This is a genomic window from Flavobacterium sp. KH_001, from assembly GCF_057840745.1.
In genome coordinates, this window is sequence record NZ_CM174520.1 from 3,232,719 (window position 1) to 3,250,878 (window position 18,160).

17 protein-coding genes are annotated in these 18,160 nt (G+C 32.4%); 10 read left to right on the forward strand and 7 right to left on the reverse strand.

Translation table 11 applies throughout. The features are described from left to right. Positions 1-129: 129 nt before the first annotated feature. The 6 genes from AC3ITQ_RS14035 to AC3ITQ_RS14060 all read right to left on the reverse strand — a co-directional run bounded on the left by AC3ITQ_RS14035 (position 130) and on the right by AC3ITQ_RS14060 (position 5,413). Entirely contained in the window at positions 130-1,545 is a 1,416-nt protein-coding gene (locus AC3ITQ_RS14035) for an amidohydrolase family protein (protein ID WP_489234814.1), read from the reverse strand. A 179-nt stretch (positions 1,546-1,724) separates the two neighbouring features. Continuing rightward, on the reverse strand, positions 1,725-2,009 hold the full coding sequence (locus AC3ITQ_RS14040) for a GNAT family N-acetyltransferase (RefSeq protein WP_489234815.1): 285 nt from the start codon (positions 2,007-2,009) through the stop codon (positions 1,725-1,727). Between the two features lie 6 nt (positions 2,010-2,015). Next, on the reverse strand, positions 2,016-2,411 hold the full coding sequence (locus AC3ITQ_RS14045; RefSeq protein WP_072971149.1) for an OsmC family protein: 396 nt from the start codon (positions 2,409-2,411) through the stop codon (positions 2,016-2,018). Between the two features lie 3 nt (positions 2,412-2,414). After that, entirely contained in the window at positions 2,415-3,296 is an 882-nt protein-coding gene (locus AC3ITQ_RS14050) for a pirin family protein (RefSeq protein WP_489234816.1), read from the reverse strand. A gap of 227 nt (positions 3,297-3,523) precedes the next feature. Then, positions 3,524-4,279: a YwqG family protein gene (locus tag AC3ITQ_RS14055; RefSeq protein ID WP_489234817.1), complete on the reverse strand. Its 756-nt coding sequence runs from the start codon at positions 4,277-4,279 to the stop codon at positions 3,524-3,526. Between the two features lie 33 nt (positions 4,280-4,312). Then, positions 4,313-5,413 (reverse strand): DNA alkylation repair protein, encoded by a 1,101-nt coding sequence (locus AC3ITQ_RS14060; protein WP_489234818.1) that lies wholly within the window; start codon positions 5,411-5,413, stop codon positions 4,313-4,315. A 239-nt stretch (positions 5,414-5,652) separates the two neighbouring features. Here AC3ITQ_RS14060 and nadC point away from each other — a divergent pair, with 239 nt between their 5' ends. The 5 genes from nadC to priA all read left to right on the forward strand — a co-directional run bounded on the left by nadC (position 5,653) and on the right by priA (position 11,191). After that, complete coding sequence (nadC, locus tag AC3ITQ_RS14065; protein ID WP_072971146.1) at positions 5,653-6,510, forward strand: carboxylating nicotinate-nucleotide diphosphorylase; 858 nt, start codon at positions 5,653-5,655, stop codon at positions 6,508-6,510. A 99-nt stretch (positions 6,511-6,609) separates the two neighbouring features. Continuing rightward, positions 6,610-7,533, forward strand: a complete 924-nt coding sequence (locus AC3ITQ_RS14070) for a YihY/virulence factor BrkB family protein (RefSeq protein ID WP_489234819.1) — start codon at positions 6,610-6,612, stop codon at positions 7,531-7,533. 1 nt (position 7,534) lies between these two features. Then, complete coding sequence (locus AC3ITQ_RS14075; protein ID WP_489234820.1) at positions 7,535-7,963, forward strand: DUF2147 domain-containing protein; 429 nt, start codon at positions 7,535-7,537, stop codon at positions 7,961-7,963. A gap of 7 nt (positions 7,964-7,970) precedes the next feature. Then, on the forward strand, positions 7,971-8,717 hold the full coding sequence (bla-B1-FLAV, locus tag AC3ITQ_RS14080) for a subclass B1 metallo-beta-lactamase (protein WP_489234821.1): 747 nt from the start codon (positions 7,971-7,973) through the stop codon (positions 8,715-8,717). Positions 8,718-8,743: 26 nt separating this feature from the next. Then, entirely contained in the window at positions 8,744-11,191 is a 2,448-nt protein-coding gene (gene priA, locus AC3ITQ_RS14085; RefSeq protein WP_489234822.1) for a replication restart helicase PriA, read from the forward strand. Here the strand turns inward: priA and AC3ITQ_RS14090 are convergent, their stop codons facing one another. After that, entirely contained in the window at positions 11,192-11,890 is a 699-nt protein-coding gene (locus tag AC3ITQ_RS14090) for a LytR/AlgR family response regulator transcription factor (RefSeq protein ID WP_072971141.1), read from the reverse strand. It abuts the gene before it with no gap. A gap of 177 nt (positions 11,891-12,067) precedes the next feature. On the opposite strand from AC3ITQ_RS14090, the gene rpsF reads away from it, so the two are divergent. The 5 genes from rpsF to AC3ITQ_RS14115 all read left to right on the forward strand — a co-directional run bounded on the left by rpsF (position 12,068) and on the right by AC3ITQ_RS14115 (position 17,074). Next, a complete protein-coding gene (gene rpsF / locus AC3ITQ_RS14095; RefSeq protein ID WP_007810575.1) occupies positions 12,068-12,409 on the forward strand; it encodes a 30S ribosomal protein S6 in 342 nt (113 codons plus the stop codon). Positions 12,410-12,414: 5 nt separating this feature from the next. Continuing rightward, entirely contained in the window at positions 12,415-12,711 is a 297-nt protein-coding gene (gene rpsR / locus AC3ITQ_RS14100; protein WP_002987043.1) for a 30S ribosomal protein S18, read from the forward strand. 66 nt (positions 12,712-12,777) lie between these two features. Beyond that, entirely contained in the window at positions 12,778-13,218 is a 441-nt protein-coding gene (gene rplI, locus AC3ITQ_RS14105) for a 50S ribosomal protein L9 (RefSeq protein WP_072971140.1), read from the forward strand. 100 nt (positions 13,219-13,318) lie between these two features. Beyond that, positions 13,319-16,489 (forward strand): TonB-dependent receptor, encoded by a 3,171-nt coding sequence (locus tag AC3ITQ_RS14110; protein ID WP_489234823.1) that lies wholly within the window; start codon positions 13,319-13,321, stop codon positions 16,487-16,489. Positions 16,490-16,600: 111 nt separating this feature from the next. Then, positions 16,601-17,074: a DUF6495 family protein gene (locus tag AC3ITQ_RS14115; protein WP_489234824.1), complete on the forward strand. Its 474-nt coding sequence runs from the start codon at positions 16,601-16,603 to the stop codon at positions 17,072-17,074. Positions 17,075-18,160: the final 1,086 nt, after the last annotated feature.

An 18,160-nucleotide genomic window follows, 5' to 3' on the forward strand; every position in this document is an offset into this window, starting at 1 on the left:
TGCGAGAAAAAATTATTTCTCGCAGATTTAGAAGATTCGGCAGATTTTTATTTTTATTTAAAATCTGCGTCAATCAGCTTCAATCTGTGTAAATCTGCGTGAAATATTTTTACACAAATTTCGACAAGTTTAATTTTTAGAAAATTTGTCTTCAAAAGTTTTAAATCTGGCATCCAAATCTTTCGATAATTGCTTTTTTACAGAAGCATCCTGAATAAAACTATAATTGATACTGTTGTAAACGTATTGTTTTATAGTTGCATACGAAACATCAGGATATCTTTTGGCCAATAAAACATATTGTTCTGTCATATTGGTTCTCAAAATTCCAGCATCGTCTGTACTGATTACGATTGGCACATTAAATTCTTTGTAAAGCGTAAACGGATGACGACCGTCTTTTACTTTTAAAATGAATTCATTACTTGCCAGATTAATCTCGATAGGAATATTATTTTTTGCCATATAACGTAATAAATCATAGGAGTTTTGTTCGTATGCAATATCAACTCCGTGTCCAATTCTGTTGGCGCCCGCAATGTGAATCGCATCGTTAATATGCCAGGTTAAATCTTCTGGCTGAACTAAACCTAAAGTCAGTTCACCAGCATGAAGCGTATATTTTACGTCAGGAAATTTTGAGTGACAGTATTTAAACATGACCATGTGTAACCAATAATCTTTCATAGAATTTTCACCATGCTCTGGAGAAACAATGTTTACACCGGCAATCAATTTACTATCGTTTGCAGAAATAAAAGCAATTGTCAAATTCTTGAATAAATCAACCGGATCCATAAAACGAAGTACAAAGTTTTGATAACGCATTGTAAATTTATCGTTATCAATTTTTAAGTCTTTGTGAAGTTTTGCTATGAAATTAGTATTGAAATCAGATGCATATTTTTTGGCATCTTTCTGCTGAATCGCTTTGTACAATTCGTCTAAAAGTTTCAGTATCGCTTTTTCATCTTTTTGAGCAGCAGCCTGACGCAGTTTTGAATTGAAATCAGTTAAATCTGAAACATTCATATCGCAAGGAATTGTTGATAATTGTGTTTCGATATAACTTACATTTTCTGCAAGGGCACGTTTTTTTAATTCTAGCATTCCTTCTGCAAAATGGCCTTGGATAGTTGGTTCGAATTTCATAAAAGAGTCAAAAAACAAATCATCAGAAGGTACAGAGCCGTTATAATCTTTTGCCGACCAGGTTTGCATTACTTGTTGTTCGTAAAAAGATAGTTTGCCTTCATTTTTAAGAGAGGAAAAAGTTTGCCAATTGCCGTTTGAAGGTTTTGTTTTAGCGACTGCCATGGTTTCCAAATTCAAATAAAAATCTTCTGCAATAGCTCTTTCCAAAAGCGGTTCTGCATAAATTGATCCTGAAAAATGATGGTGTAAATCGCCTCCTTTAGGCATTTGTTGAAAAAAAGCTGTTAAGAGAGCTTCATTGTTTCTGATTTTTTCTAAATAGTTGTCAGCTGTTTGAGAAAAGCTGATTTGCGCTATAAAAAAACAGAAAAGTGTAATTATCCTCGTCATAGTCTAAGTTTAAATTACATGCAAATGTAAGGCTTTTCGAGGAGATTTGAAAATTTTGTTTTTAAAGGTTCAAAGGTTCAGAGTAGCAAAGGGACAAAGTTTTAGAAAAAATCTTTCGATAATTAATTAAAAAAGACGCACAAAAGTGCGTCTCTATAAAACCTTTGAACCTCTGTACCTTACGAAAAAAGTACATCACGAATATCCTCCGTCTTATCAAAAACACTTTTTGCAAAAGGACAAAGCGGAATAATTTTCAGGTTATTATTTCTGGCATATTCAACAGCTTTCATTAGCAGTTTTTTACCAACACCTTTTCCGTTGAATCCTTCGTTAACTTCAGTATGGTCGATAATGAATTTTGAATCTCCAGCCCAGGTATAGGTCATCTTTCCTGCTTCTTTTCCGTCTTCTAAAGCTTCAAAATAGCCTTTTCTTATATCGTTGATTTGATTTATTTCCATGATAAATTATATTAATGTGGTTTTAATTTCTATTGAATGGGTTAGCGTTTTATGAATTGGACAGCTGTTGGCTATGGTTTCCAATCTTTGTCTTTGCGTTTCGTCAACTTCACCAATTACTTCTATTTTTCTTGTGAAAACGGATACACTTCGTTCAGAATCTCTCTCAAAATCAATTTTGACGTTTATTTCTGATACGTTCCATTGTTTGCGATTGATGTACATCCTTAATGTAATTACAGTGCAAGAGGCTAATGATGCAGCCAAGAGCTCCGTCGGATTTAGACCTAAGTTTTTACCGCCCAGTTCTTGGGGTTCATCAGATATTAAGACGTTATCACTTGCTGATTTTACTTCCGTTCGATACAAACGTGTATCTATTTTTGCTGAGATCGTATCCATATTTTATTTGATTCTTGGTTCAGGTAAAGGCACAAATTCGGTTTCGCCCGGAACTTTCGGGAACGTTTGTTCTGTCCAGTCTTTTTTTGCTTTTTCGAGTAATTCTTTATCCGATGAAACAAAATTCCAAAAGATAAAATGTTCTTCAGGAAAAGGCTGTCCGCCAAAAATATAAACAGTACTGTTTTCTGAGATTTCAAACTCACATAAAGTGCTGTCATTGGTAATCAGAATCTGTTTTGGATCGTAAACATGCTCGCCACTTTTGATGCTTCCTTCCAAAATATACAATCCACTTTCGCCGAATAAATCTTTTCCGATATTGATTTTTTTAGCTTCAGTACTTTTAATTTCAATAAAATATAAGGGACTATAAACCGGAACTGGTGATTTTTTACCAAAAGCTTCTCCGGCAATTAGTTTATAAGAAACACCATCTTCTTCCCAGGCTGGAATATCATCTGCTTCTACATGTGCAAAATTCGGATCCATTTGCTCCAATTCTTTTGGAAGCGCCACCCAAATTTGTAAACCGTGAAGCATTTTGTCAGAATGTCTCAAATACTCCGGGGTTCTTTCAGAATGTACAATTCCTTTTCCGGCCGTCATCCAGTTTACGGCGCCCGGTTTTATTTCTAATTCGGTTCCCAAACTATCGCGGTGCATGATGCTTCCTTCGAATAAAAAAGTCAATGTTGAAAGTCCGATATGCGGATGCGGAGGAACATCCATATTTTCATGATCACTTAAATGAGCAGGTCCCATATGATCGATAAATACAAATGGTCCGACAGCTCGTTTTTCACGGAAAGGCAATAATCTGCCTACCATAAAATTGCCAATATTGGCAGCACGTTCTTCGATAATTAAACTAATATTTGACATGGTTATATTTGATTTGAAAACAAAATTACAGTGATAACCGGGATCTGTAACTTAATTTAGATTAAGAAAAATTGTTTTTGGTATGAATCATAAAAGTAAGGAAATAGAATTATAAAGATTCTATTTGAATTGAAAATATAACCCGAATTGCACAAATTAACACAAATAAATTAGTGAAAATTAGTGCAATTTGCGATAATTTTTATGGCTAAAACAAGATTAGTTAATTAGCAACAATCCCAATTAAAATATGCTTTTTCAAAGTTTTTATTAATTAAATCTTCTTTGTTTATAAAGAAGTTTGCAACGCCACTATCACCAAACATTATTTCTTCATCGGTATCTATTTGAAGCAGTAAAACATCATTTTTTAATTTATCATCATATTCTCTTGGATCTGATTGCGTAAAATAAGCATAACCTCCAATTTTATGGCCTTCATAATACAACAATTTTTGAATTTCTTTTTTTTGTATCTCATCCAATTTTTCCTCAAATTCCCAATAATCAAGACCGTTAAAACTATAATCAAATCTAAAATCTAGAACACCTCCATATTCTTCTTGTTTTAAAAAAGTTAGGCTATGTTCACAATAAACAGGAAAATCGGAATATAATTCTTCAGTTAGAAAATCAAAATTAGTTTGATTGTTTTCGATTTCCGCATGATATAATACTTTGTAATCATTCATGTCGTACCAATCTTCTGATGAAATATAAAATTGCAATATCCCTTTTTCAGGATAATTTTCTAATTTAGGAATTTCCGAAAAATTAAGCTGTGCCAACAAAACCATTGGTTTCCCTGTTTTGTCTTTTGGATATTCCATATTAATTGGCAAATATGGTTTTCCTAAAAATTTGCTTTGAGTAAAAGGTAGACTACTTTCTTCTTGTATAGGTTTTGCATTAATTTGAATAAAGCCTAACTTATACTTTAATAAATCACTTTCAAATTCTTTTAAATAGTCGGGAAATGTCATTTTAGGTTTTTTTAGGTTTAATGTTTAAAGTATTTATTCAATCAATTCAAATTCCAAAGCCTCACTTTCCGCTCCATTAATAATAATCGACAATTGATGGATGCCCGTATGAAAAACACGAGTCGTAATTAATTTAAAAGACTGATTTCTTTCCACTTTAGTCAATTGATGTGGCTGATAGGTTTTCTCACTGATTTTAAAAACCTTTTTAGCCAAATGGCCTTTTGATTTTTTATAATGAACGGCGTATTCTAAACGAATGGTTTTAGCTTCGTCATTTTTATTGTTTAAGTGAAATTGAAACTGTAAATAATCTCCAATTTTGACTTTTGGCGTTTTGATTTCGAAATTTGAAAGTTCAATATTAGTGCTTTTCAAACCATAATGACTCAGGATTTCAGGATGACCTTGTTTTAATAAAGTACGACAGCCGTGTTTAATAATTCCGTCAGTTTCTTTGCTGATGCCTTTCCATTTTTGAGCAATTTCAAGTACAATTTCCGGATTATCTTTTACAATATCATTTAAATTATTGGCGACGCTTCGACGAACATATTCAGATGGATCATTTTTTAGATTTTCTAAAATAAGTAAAATTGAAGTAGGATCTTTTTTTAAGAAGGGAATAGCCATTGCCCAGGGTAATCTTGGTCGGCTTCCTTCGCTGGCTAATCTGCGAACATGATGATTTTCATGTAACGACCATTTTGTCATTTCATCAATCATCTTTTCTTTGTATTTTAAAATGAAAGGACGAACAGCAAATTCACAACTAATAAATTGTGTTATAGAAACAAAGGCTTTAGCCGAAGTTTTAAAATCTTCTAAACCATATTTTTCAATATAATCGGCAAAGAAAATGAAGGCCAGATTACCATCAGTAAAACTGTTTTTCTTTAAGTTTTTAATGATTTTATCAATTAAAGCAACGGCTTCCGGAAAATTCTCAGGCATAAATTGATGCAAGACAACAGTAGTGTGTTTCATGCGGTCTTTCCATTCTTTTTGTGCAAAATCGCCTTCGTAAATGGCTTCAATGAATTTTTCTTTTTTGAAAGATGGATGCACTTCGGCGACAGCCTGACCAAATTTTTCGTAGAAAGAAACGGAGTAAATATCTTTAATTAATCCCATGATTTTATTTGAATAAACCTCAAAGATATTTAATGTTCTTTATTAGTGGCGAACAAAAAAATAAAAATATTTGAACATTAAGAGATTAACTTTTATTAAAGAGAAAAGCTTAATTTTTCTTAATATCTTCATGGTAAATAAAAAGGGATAATTAAGATACTAATTGACTTTTCGTGTTAAAGGAGCTTTCAAATCCACAAAATAAGTTCTACTTTAGCATCTTATAAAATTTAAGAAAAATGATTAGCGAAGCACAATTTCAAACCGAATTACAATTATTGATCAGCAATGCAATTCGAGAAGATGTAGGCCCGGGAGATTATAGTTCATTGGCCTGTATTCCTGATACAGCGCACGGACAAGCTAAATTATTGGTAAAAGATCAGGGAATTATTGCCGGTGTTGCATTGGCAAAAATGATTTTTGAATATGTAGATCCAAAATTAAAAATAAAGACTTTCATAGAAGACGGAACGAATGTGGAATATGGCGATGTGGTTTTTGAAGTTTCAGGAAGTTCGCAGTCTATTTTAAAGTCGGAAAGAGTGGTTTTGAATACCATGCAGCGTATGTCTGCGATTGCTACCAAAACCAGTCAGTTAATGCAGCTTTTAGAAGGAACGGGGGCTAAAATATTAGATACACGCAAAACAACGCCAAATTTTAGAGTAGCAGAAAAATGGGCTGTAAAAATAGGAGGAGGCGAAAATCATCGTTATGCTTTATATGATATGATCATGCTTAAAGACAATCATATTGATTTTGCTGGCGGAATAACACTTGCTATAAAAAAAACAAAAGAGTATTTGAAAGCGAATAATCTCGATTTAAAGATCATTGTTGAAGCACGAAATTTAGATGAAATTCGTGAAATTCTTTTAAGTGATGGCGTTCACAGAATCCTGATCGATAATTTCAATTATGAAGATACTAAAAAAGCAGTGGCTTTAATTGGTAAAAAATGCCAAACAGAATCGTCTGGAAATATCAATGAAAAAACCATTCGCGAATATGGACTTTGCGGAGTAAATTACATTTCATCAGGAGCATTGACGCATTCAATTTATAATATGGATTTGAGTTTGAAAGCGTTTTAAATTAATTATTAATTGTTAATGGTTAATTGTTGACATGGCACAGAATGCTTTAATCTAACAATCCAAAAATCTAAGAAGTCTAAAATCTAAAATAAATATATGTCTCAAGAAATTGAAGATCAGATTGAAAAGGTCCCGATTGTACGTTCTGTAGCTCGTCTTTTTAAGAGTATAAAATTTCCTTGGCTTGAAGGGTTTTCGTTGTACGATTTGCTTGAAATGTATGTACTCGGAATTTTGGAAGGGGCTTTCTCGTATCATGCGAGTGCTGTTTCTTTTAGCTTTTTCATGGCTTTGTTTCCTTTTGCATTATTTATTTTAAACTTAATTCCGTTTATTCCTATTGAGGGATTTCAGGATGATTTTCTTCAATTTGTACAGCAGGGAGTTCCGCCAAATACATACGATGCAATTAGCAAAATCATTAGTGATATCTTAAATAATAGTCATTCGGGATTACTTTCTTCTGGATTTTTGCTTTCTATTTTTTTGATGGCAAATGGTATTAACGGAATCTTAAGTGGTTTTGAATCTTCCAAACATGTTTTTGATAAACGCGGATGGTTTAGTCAGTATTTAGTTGCGTTGGCGATTTCGCTCATCATGACTATTATATTATTCGTTACCGTGGCTACAATTGTCGTTTTTGAGGTATTTATTCAAAAAACAATCATTCAGGATGTGTTGAGTGATCGTATTCCGCTCATTATTTTAGGGAGATATTTGTTCGTTATTTTAATGATTCTTATAACATCTTCAATATTATTACGTTATGGTACAAAACAGTATAACAAAGTGCCTTTTATTAGCATAGGATCTGTTTTTACAACGATCTTAATTGTTATATCTTCGTTCTTTTTTGGGATTTGGGTTATAAAATTCTCAAAATATAACGAACTTTATGGTTCAATTGGGACATTATTAATTCTAATGTTTTACATTTGGATCAACTGTATGATTCTGCTTTTAGGGTTCGAATTGAATGCTTCTGTCAGAAAATTAAAACAAAAAAAAAATAAATAATATGAAAAATTGGATGTTAGCAATTGGTGTTTTTTTCTTGACATTAAGTACAATGCAAGGACAAAGCGTTATTGGAAAATGGAAAACCATTGATGATGAAACTGGTGAAGCAAAATCAGTAGTAGAGGTTTATGAAAAATCAGGAAAAATATACGGCAAGGTTGTAGAAATACTTCGTGAGAGCCATAAAAAAGATGTTTGCTCTAAATGTGAAGGTGCTGAAAAAAACAAACCAATTTTAGGTATGATTATCATTAACGGACTTAAAAAAGATGGTTCTGAATACAATGGAGGATCAATCTTAGATCCAACAAATGGTAAAAAATACAAGTGTTATATTGAATTAGAATCAGCAGATAAATTAAAACTTCGTGGTTATGTTGGGATTTCTATTATGGGAAGAACGCAATACTGGACACGAGTGAAATAAAAAGAATATGCGAAAATTAGCTTCGATAATTTTATTCTTAGCAATACTATCCAATAGTTTTGGACAATCTAAGAATTCGCCATTACAAATAAGTCATCTTACAGGTGACTTTTATGTTTATAAGACATTTCATGATTACAAAGGAACTTTGATTTCTGCCAATGCATTATATCTTGTTACAGATAAAGGTGTTGTGTTGTTTGATGCTCCTTGGGATCAAACGCAGTTTCAACCTTTGTTAGATACGATTAAAGCAAGACATAATAAAGATGTCATTATGTGTTTTGCAACGCACTCTCATGATGATCGTGCAGGAGGTCTGGGGTTTTACAGACAAAAAGGGATTAAAACGTATACTATAAAAGCAACGGACAAAATCCTTAAAGAGAAAGATCAAAATAGAGCTGAATTTGTAATTCCGAGTGATACAATATTTACAGTAGGCCAACATACTTTTCAGGTTTATTATCCGGGAAAAGGACATGCTCCGGACAATATTGTAGTTTGGTTTGATAAAGAAAAAGTGCTTTATGGAGGTTGTTTCATCAAAAGTGCAGAAGCAAAAGATTTAGGATATTTAGGTGATGCCGATGTAAAAGAGTGGGGAAAATCGATTAAAAAAGTGCAGTCTAAATTTATGAATCCTAAATATATTATTACCGGTCATGATGATTGGAAAGATTTAACCTCTTTAAAACATACTTTGAATTTGGTTCAGGAATATAACGCTGAAAAAATTTCGGCCAAAAAATAATTATCTCAATCCTATAAAAAAAGCGCATGTTTTTTGTCGAAGTTATTTTACCACTTTCATTAGTTAAGCCCCTTACTTATCGTGTTTCTGAGACCGAGTTCCATTTTATTAAAAAAGGAATGCGGGTGGCGGTGCCTATTAAAAGTAAAATATATACTGCACTTGTTTTGGATATTCATGAAAATGCTCCGACTTTATATGAAGCCAAAGAAATTCACCAGATTTTAGACGAAAAACCAATTGCTACCGAAACTCAGATTAAACATTGGCTTTGGATTGCAAATTATTATATGTGTGGTATAGGCGATGTGTATCGAGGTGCTTTTCCGAGTGGATTATTGCTTGAAAGTGAAACGATTATTTCACATAAAGTTGATGTTATTGTGAATCAAAATGAACTTTCTGACGATGAGTTTTTGGTTTATGAAGCTTTACAACAGCAGAGTTCTTTGAAAGTTCAGGAGATTATTTCGATTTTAAATAAAAAAAATATTCTTCCTGTTCTTCAAAAATTAATGGAAAAGGATATCATTGTTTTAGAAGAAGAAATAAAAGAAAGCTACAAGCCTAAACTGGTTCGATATGTAAAATTGCATTCAAAATATGAATCAGATAATGGTTTAAATGAGTTGTTAGAATTTCTGAAAAGATCGAGTAAACAAAAAGAAATTGTTTTGGCTTATTTTCAGATTAATGCTTCAGAAAAGAAACCGATTACCGTTAAGAAATTGACTGAAGTTTCAAATTCAACTGCGACGATTGTAAAAACATTAATTGAAAAAGAAATTTTTGAAGAATATTATCTACAGCATGATAGAGTATCTTTTGATGGAAAAGCTTCTGAAAAACAATTGCAATTAAGTGAAGCGCAGGAAAGGGCTTTTAATGAAATTAAAAATAGTTTAGTAGAAAAAGAAGTTTGTCTGCTTCATGGCGTAACGTCAAGCGGAAAGACTGAAATATACATTAAGTTAATTGAGGAGTATTTAGAAACAGGAAAACAAGTTTTGTATCTATTGCCTGAAATTGCATTGACAACTCAGTTGGTTTCTCGTCTTAGAAATCATTTTGGAGATAAGGTTGCTGTTTTTCATTCTAAATATAGTAACAATGAAAGGGTAGAGGTTTGGAAACAAACGCTGGAGAATTCTGATAAAGCTCAAATTGTAATAGGAGCGAGGTCGGCTTTGTTTTTACCTTTTAATAATCTTGGATTATTGATTGTGGATGAAGAGCACGAGCAGACTTTTAAACAAACAGATCCGGCGCCGAGATATCACGCTCGCGATTCGGCAATTGTTTTGGCTAATTTTCATAATGCCAAAGTGCTTTTAGGATCAGCAACTCCAAGTATTGAAACGTATTTTAATACACAAATTGAAAAATTTGGTTTAGTTACGATCAGAGAACGTTATAATAATGTTCGAATGCCTGAAGTTATTTTGGTTGATTTAAAAGACAAGCATTTCAGAAAAAGGATGACGGGCCATTTTAGTGATCTTTTAATTGAAGAAATTACAGAAGCTTTGGCTTTGGGCGAACAAGTAATTTTATTTCAAAACAGAAGAGGGTATTCCCCAATAATAGAATGTATGACTTGTGGTCACGTTCCGCATTGTCAACAATGTGATGTGAGTTTGACTTTTCATAAAAATAAAAATCAATTGAGATGTCATTATTGTGGGTATTCAATTGCTAAACCAACGCATTGTCATAGTTGTTCAAGTATTGATTTAACCACAAAAGGTTTCGGTACAGAGCAAATCGAACAGGAGTTAATTTCTCTTTTTCCTAAAGCTAAAACCGGAAGAATGGATCAGGATACAACAAGAGGTAAATTTGGTTTTGAGAAAATTATTGACACTTTTAAAAATCGAGAAATTGATATTTTAGTTGGTACACAAATGCTGGCTAAAGGCTTAGATTTTGATAATGTAAGTCTAGTTGGAATTATGAATGCCGATAATATGTTGCATCATCCTGATTTTAGGGCTTTTGAGCGCAGTTTTCAAATGATGACACAGGTTGCTGGTAGGGCAGGAAGGTCAGAAAAACAAGGAAAAGTTGTGATTCAGACTTATAATCCTAATCATAACACAATCCAGCAGGTTACAACACATAATTATATAGGTATGTATAAAGAGCAATTATACGACCGACAAATCTATAAATACCCGCCTTATTTCAGAATTATAAAGCTGACTTTAAAGCACAAAGATTTTGAAAAATTAAAAGAAGGATCAATGTGGCTGTACCAGGTTTTGAGTCAGAACTTAAACATGCCGGTTTTAGGTCCGGAAGAACCAGCGATCAGCCGAATCAGAAATGAATATATCAGAACGATTTTGATTAAGATTCCGCAAAACCTGCATTTAGGAAACACAAAAAAAACTATTCAGAAAATGTTGAATAGTTTTGAAGCTGTTGCTCAGTACAGAGCTATAAAAGTAATTGTTAACGTCGATTTTTATTAGTTAAGACGATGTTGACAATGCTTTGACTAAATCTTCTTTTTTGTTTCGGCTTAATGGAATTTTTGTGATTCCAATTTCGGCAAATTTACTATTGAAGCGTTCCACTTTGTCTATGTTAATAATATAGGATTTGTGTACTCGAATAAATTTGTCTTTTGATAAATCATTTTCAAAAGATTTCATTGTCGAAAGAACCAGGTTGCTGTCGTCTTCTGTGACTACTCTTACATAATCTCCAAAAGCTTCAATCCATTTAATTTTCGACGTGAAAATTTTAAGCTTTTTAAGGTTACTTTTAATAAAGATATGTTCGCCTTCTTCCTCTTTTACCTCTTTTTTAAGCAGATGCATATCTATTGCTCTTTTTACGGAAGCATTAAAACGGTCAACGGCAATGGGCTTCTGAAGATAATCAGTAGCATCATAGTCGAAAGCTTTTAAGGCATACTCGGCTTTAGAAGTAATAAATATAATCTGAGGCTTAGATTTTAGTCCGTCAAGGAAATCAAAACCATTGATAACAGGCATTTCAATATCTAGAAAAATTAGATCGATATTATTTAAAGAGATACAACTTTTTGCTTCTATTGCATTAGAAAAGTCCCCGATTAAGTGCAAACCTGGGTGATTATTAACTAATTTTGCAATAATTGTCCTCTGTATAGAACTATCATCTACAACAACACAGTTTAGTTTCATAACATTTAAATTTAGAATAAATTCAGGATAGCAGTAGTAAATGTATTATTTTTCTAGGAAAAAAACTAAACTTAGACCTTATTTTTTACATTACAACGAATAAAGTAAAAAAAGTGTTGTATATATAAAAAGAATGGTTACTTTTGCACCCAATTTTAACAAATAAATATTGTATTTATGAATCATTATGAAACTGTTTTCATTTTAAATCCCGTTTTATCTGAGGTTCAGGTGAAGGAAACAGTAACGAAATTTGAAGAATTTCTTACTAGTAGAGGAGCTGAAATGGTATCGAAAGAGGATTGGGGTCTGAAAAAAATGGCTTACGAAATCCAAAACAAAAAAAGTGGTTTTTACCATTTATTCGAATTCAAAGTAGCTGGAGAAGTTCTAATTGCTTTTGAAACTGAATTTAGACGTGACGAAAGAGTTATGCGTTTCTTAACTGTAAGTTTAGACAAACATGCTATTTCATGGGCGGAGAGAAGAAGAGCTAAATTAAAATCTACTAAAGCGTAATTATTATGTCTACAATCGAACAATCTGCAAAAGGAAAAAAAGACGGAGATATCAGATATTTAACGCCTTTAAACATTGAAACTAACAAAACTAAAAAGTACTGTCGTTTCAAAAAATCAGGAATCAAATATATCGATTATAAAGATGCTGATTTCTTATTGAAATTCGTTAATGAGCAAGGAAAAATTCTTCCTCGTCGTTTAACTGGAACTTCATTGAAATACCAAAGAAAAGTTTCTGTAGCTGTAAAAAGAGCTCGTCACTTAGCTTTAATGCCATACGTGGCCGATTTATTAAAATAATTAAAAACTCTAGTCGCTGGTTTCTGTTAAAGCAGAACCTAACTTCTAAAATATAAGGACAACAACATGGAACTTATTTTAAAACAAGACGTACAGAACTTAGGATTTAAAGATGATGTAGTATCTGTAAAACCTGGTTACGGTCGTAACTTTTTAATCCCTCAAGGTTTTGCTTCATTAGCAACTCCTTCTGCTAAAAAAGTTTTAGCTGAAAACCTAAAACAAAGAGCACATAAAGAAGCTAAAGTGGTTGCTGATGCTAAAGCATTAGCTGAAACTTTAAAAGCTCTTGAGATTAAACTTACTGCAAAAGCTGGTGGAGAAAAACTTTTTGGTTCTATCACAAACATCGACATTGCTGAAGCATTAGAGAAATCAGGTAACGCTATTGATAGAAAATTCATCACTAGTGGTATCGTAAAACGTACTGGAAAATATTCTGCTAGCATCCGTTTACACAGAGATGTTATCGTTGACTTACCATACGAGATTATCGCTGAAAAATAACATTTTGTTAACTTCTTGTTAATAAAATATAAAAACCACTCTTAGGAGTGGTTTTTTTTTGCCTAATTTTGAGAATAATAACTCACTCAAAATCAGGAAAATGAAAAAAATCTTTGCATTATTGTTATGTTTGCTGGCCTTAACCGCAGCCGTAGGGCAAACAACGACGTCGAGTATTAAGGGTATTGTAAAAAGCTCCACCAATGAGCTACTACCAGGTGCTACGATCTTAGCGATTCATACTCCAACAGGAGGTAAGTATTCAGCTGTTTCCAATGAAGATGGAAGGTTTAGTATTTTAAACATGAGAATTGGAGGTCCTTACAAAATTGTAGTAAGTTTTGTAGGTTTTCAAAATCAGGAATATGATGATATTTATCTTGATTTAGGTAAACCTTTTAATATTGATGTGGTTTTAGCAGATGCGAGTCAGGCATTGGAGGAAGTTAAAATTGTAACTAAGGACAAAGTTTTTAAAAGCGGAAAAACCGGTGCTGAAACTACAATTGGCAGAAGGGAATTAACAGCTTTACCTACAATCTCAAGATCTGCCGAAGATTTTACTCGTTTAGAGCCAACGGCAAGCGGTGGTTCTTTTGGAGGAAGAAATGATCAGTATAATAATTACTCTTTAAATGGTGCTGTTTTTAATAATCCATTTGGACTGGATGCTGCGACTCCTGGTGGGCAAACTGGTGCTCAGCCTATTTCATTAGATGCAATTGAGCAAATTCAGGTAGCAACCGCACCTTACGATGTAACATTATCAGGATTTACCGGAGCTTCTGTAAATGCCGTTACGAAATCGGGATCAAATGAAATTCACGGTACGGCTTACGCATTTTACAGAAATCAGGATTTGACGGGAAGTAAAATTAAAGGAGAAAAAATATTTGTACCAACTTTGGAGCAAACTCAGGCTGGTGCTAGTGTAGGACTACCTATTATTAAAGACAAGTTATTCATTTTTGGAAATTTCGAAATCGACAAACGAAGTGATTTAGGATCAAATTTCGTTGCAAACAACAATGATGGTGTAACAGGAATTAATGAATCAAGGGTTATGGAGTCTGATTTAATTGCGGTTTCAAAAGCGCTATCAGATTTGGGATATGATACGGGAGCTTATCAGGGATTTATACACGAATCGAACTCTAATAAAGGAATTATAAAAGTAGACTGGAATATTAATGACAACCATAAATTGGCTGTTATTTATAATTTCCTGGATGCTTCAAAAGATAAGCCGGCTCACCCAACAGCCTTAGGTTTTAGAGGACCAAATGCTTCAATATTGCAGTTTAGAAATTCGGGTTATCAAATCAATAATAATTTAAGCTCCTTTTTAGTGGAACTTAATTCTAAATTCAGCGAAAAAGTTTCAAATAAACTGCAGGCTGGATATTCTCATTTTAATGATTATCGTGTGCCGTTTTCTGTTCCGGCTCCTGTAATTAATATTCAGGATGGTGCAGGTTCTAATTATATCATCGCAGGGCATGAACCTTTTTCGATCAATAATACTTTAGACCAGAAAGTATTTCAGATTACAGATAATTTGACGTATACAGTTGGTAAACATGTCTTTACTTTTGGAACTTCTTTTGAAAAATTTGGATTTAAAAATTCTTTCAATTTAGCTGGATATGACAATTTTGGAAATCCAAATGGTTATGCAGGAACTTTTTTTACTCCTTATTTCACTACTCAGGATTTCTTAAATGATGCCGCTCAGCCTTATGCAACGAGTATCATTGCGCAAAACCTTAAATATGCGCAAGATACATTTAATACAAAAAGTCAATTTGAAGTTGGGGCAGACGGTGGTTGGAAATTGGCTGAATTAAATGTAGGTCAATTAGCATTTTATGCACAGGATGATATTAGTTTAAATGATGATTTTAAATTATCTGTTGGTTTAAGAATAGATAAACCATTGTATTTTAACACCGCTGATTTGATTCAGAAATATATAGATACTGATAATGGAGGCGCTGGCAGAGATAATGGTATTGCTTATTATAATCCTCAAACAGGAGAAGCTGAACCTTTAATCTCAACAGATTTGCCAAGCGATCGAATTTTATGGTCGCCAAGAGTTGGTTTTAACTGGGATGTTAAAGGTGATGCTACTTCTCAGCTACGAGGTGGTTCTGGGGTTTTTACCGGAAGAATTCCTTTTGTATGGTTAGGAAATCAGGTGAGTGGTGCTGATGACAGTTTCCTGCAAATTATGGATCCGGATTATAAATGGCCTCAGGTTTGGAGAACAAGTTTAGGATTTGATCATCGTTTTGAAAGTAATTATATTGTAACATTAGATTTGTCTTATAATAAAGATATCAATGCAGTACATGTTCAAAACTGGGGATTAAAACCTCCAACAGGAACTTTAGCAGGCGTAGACAATAGAGCAATTTATGTTGCGGCAGATCACGGAGAAAATGATGCTTATGTAATGACGAACTCAGACAAAGGAAGTGCTTTTAATGCAACGGTTAAATTGCAAAAAAACTTTGAAAATGGTTTATACGCCAGTGTTGCTTATAATTATTTGAAATCAAAAGATGTCAATTCTATTGAGGCTGAAATTACAGGAGATGCTTTTGCTTTTAATCCGGCGCTTGGAAATGTAAATAATGATGTATTATCGAATTCCAAATATGGTGACAATCATCGTTTTATTGGAGTGGCTTCTAAAAAATGGAAGTATGGTCATGACAAATGGGCTACAACAGTTTCAACATTTTTAGAATATGCTCAGGGAGGACGTTTTAATTACACTTATGGAGGTGATATTAATGGAGATGGATCAGCTGTAAATGATCTAATCTACATACCTACAACTGCAGAAATCGGTCAGATGACTTTTAGCGGAGCTGGTCAGGCTGAAGCTTTTGATAAATTTATAGCTCAGGATAAGTATATGAGAGATAGGAGAGGGCAGTATGCAGATCGTTATGGTGCAATATCTCCATGGAGAGGAAGATGCGATTTAAAACTATTACAAGATTATAATTTTAAAGTTTCATCTGCTTCTGAAAAAAAGAATACAATTCAATTTAGTATTGATATTTTGAATTTTGGAAATTTGATAAATTCAGATTGGGGAGTTGTTCAGGTTCCAACCAGTGTTCAGCCAATAGGAGTGACTGTGGCAGGAAATACACCAACTTATACTTTTAATAATGCACCAACTAAAACCTTTAGTTATGATGCCAGTTTAACATCAAGATGGCAAATGCAATTTGGTATCAGATACATTTTCTAGTAAAGGAAAAAAAGTTATAAATTTGCCCTCGCATTTGCGGGGGCTTTTTTTTGAATAATAACAACAAAAAATGGTAAAGCTCTTTTTAGAGTGTTTAAAGAAAGAAAATAAATGAAATACGCAAGACTTACAAAAGAGCAATTTGATGAATTGCACGCAGAATTTGCCAGCTTTTTGGCTACGCAGGCTATTGACAAAGCGGAATGGGATTCTCTTAAAATAAATAAACCTGAGGTTGCTGAACAGGAACTTGATGTTTTCTCTGATTTGATCTGGGAGGGTGTTTTATCAAGAGCAGAATTTTTGGAGCATTTCTCGAAAAATCATATCTTTTTATTTCAGTGTTTTGAAACACATGTTCAATCAATAGTGTTAAAATCACTGGTGCCGGAAACAGACTTTTTAACTAAGGATGGTTTGCAATGGTTAAGTGATAATATGTTTACAGAAACGATTGAAATGAAAGTTGGGAAAAAAGTATTTACTGAAGACAGAAATGTGTCTATTTTTGAATTGATTCAGCAAGGTGCTTTTTTAAGCGACGGTCAATTGTTTAAACAAATTAATACTATTTTGGAATCTTAAAATTTTAGTAGACAAAATTAAGTTGAATGAAAGGCAAACAATTAATGTTAAATTGTTTGCCTTTATTTACTTTTTTAACTTTTGTTTAAACTTTTACATTTTTTTTGGCCCGTATTTCTACGTGTTTTTTGTAAATAAGTGCAAAAATAACCTTGTTGCTTGATACTCATTAAAATAGCAGCTAATTGTGTTTGTTTAAGCTTATTTTAATCAGTAAATACGTTAAATTTGTAAGTTTTTACTTTCTTTTTTATTGTATGCTTAAAATTAATTATATTTTTTTGTGATATTTATAACATCATTTTTCTTCTTAAAAGCGCCATTTTTTCTGGTATTTTAGATAGTATTTTAACATTTAACCTTTTTTTATATTTTAAAAAATAGGAATTTTATTCTTGTTTTATATTTTCCTTTTAATTAATTTTAGTGGAGGAAAGGTTAAACAAAATGTTGGTAAAAAAAACTTTTCTTTCTTAAGTGAAAAAATATACTAAAGATTTTTTATTGCATTAGAGTTTAAAGGTTTTCTTAAAATAACTTAATTAATTTGCTTATGGAATTGACAATTACTCTACTTATCAAATTTGCATTAGGTCTTCAAATTACTTTAGCTTTATTTTTTATTCTTTCAGATAGAATTAAGCTTGTGCAAAAAAAAGCAAATTTCAATCTAACTATAAACGTTTTTCAAAAAAGCCAATATTACGTCAGCTTTTTATTTAACAAGCCCAGTCTGTGGTTTTGTATATAAAAGTATTGTCGTGATTTTTTATTGATAATCCTTTGTATTAAATAATGTTTCAAATTTAAGAATTTTGTAAATTTTCTAAATAAGGATAGACTGTCTAATCAACATTTTATCGAATTGAAACATACTCTCAATATTTAATAGAATTCCCCAAATTCTGCTAATAGACATAGATTTTCTTTCTGAAAATTAACCTTCTGCAAATCACTCTATTTATTTGGAAATTGATTCATATCAGTATTCCACAAAAGTTTAAGATGTTTTTTATTCAAAAGAATAAGAAGTGGTCTTTGTATACTTCCGTATACGTGATATTTTTTAATGAAATGTGGTTTAAA